1 protein-coding gene is annotated in these 1209 nt (G+C 60.5%); it reads right to left on the minus strand.

Annotated features, from left to right (window positions below):
• Positions 1 to 52 precede the first annotated feature (52 nt).
• Positions 53 to 1209, minus strand: a 1157-nt coding sequence (locus HLH29_RS19260; RefSeq protein ID WP_246374497.1) for a recombinase family protein, incomplete at its 5' end; no start/stop codon positions are given.

Here is a 1209-nt window from a genome sequence, read left to right on the forward strand (position 1 = left end):
CGACAGAGCTTTCGACATGACCGCCGGCCTCCCATCCGGCCATCATGTTGAATCACAAATACGCCCGCTTGGGTACCCCTGAAGATTCATTCAGATCGAATTCCGCTCTAAGACGGACGTCCGTTGCTGGCGCCTGCCAGATGAATTTGAGATCGTTCGCTAGTTCCAGCAACGAGAGCGGTTCGCATGCGGGTTCCTGCCCTCGTGCCGCGTCGTGGTCGACAATCCTCTGCTCGATCGCGGCTGCAGCGGTCAGAGCAGCGTTCCATCGCCGTTCCAGTTCTCCGGTCACAAGCCTGTTTTCCGGATCGGCTGCATTGTATTGGCGGAATGCCCGGTCCGCTTCGTAACGGGCCGCCTGCAGATCGCGCGCCAGCGCTTCGCGTATCTGGTCGCGCTGCTCATTGATGGTCGCCTGAGCGGTGACTGCAGCTTCGATCGCGCCTGGCCCTACGACGTCGAGCAGGGCTGTTTCGATCGCGTCATCGACCCGCAATCCGCCAAAGGCGATACAGCGCGGTTCCCCGCTATCAAGCCAGCCGCGCACACAGCTATAGCGCGGGATATTATGTTCGGCTCCCGTGTAGCGCAGCGTCAGCTTGCGTCCGCACCGGTGACAACGCAAAAGGCCCGCCAGCAACGCGTCCCCGTGTTTGGGCGCACCATGATAGCGTCCGGTCGGCACATTCTCGCTCACCATGCGGCGGATCGCCTCTGCCCTGTCCCAGCTCACATAACCATCATGCGTGCCAGGAATCAGAACAAGCCAGTTTTCGCGTGATTTGCGCTGGCGCTGGGCATTGAAAGCGCTGCCGTCATACGACGCGGCCACGCCGGTCTTGCCATAGGCATAGGCGCCACCATAGATCGGATTGGCGATCATGCGATGGATGGTGGCATAGTCCGGCCGTCGCCAGACAACATCGCCGTTCCGACGTCGTGCCGGCAGATCCAGGTCATGCGTGTGAAACCACAGTAGTGCCTGCCGTGCGCTGCCGAGTTCGGCGACCTTGTCAAAAACGAGACTGATGGCTTCCTGAACCCGCATGTCAGGATCTTTCTCATAACGGTCGCCAGTTTTGACGAACCCGATAGGCGCACCCACTACGAGTTCGCCACGCCGCGCTTTCTCATAACGTGCCGTCAGGGACCGCTGCCGCAGAAGGTCCAGCTCATATTCGTTCAGGCTGCCCTTCAGACCGAGCAAGA

It is taken from the genome of Gluconacetobacter tumulicola (assembly GCF_014174215.1).
GTDB classification, from domain to species: domain Bacteria; phylum Pseudomonadota; class Alphaproteobacteria; order Acetobacterales; family Acetobacteraceae; genus Gluconacetobacter; species Gluconacetobacter tumulicola.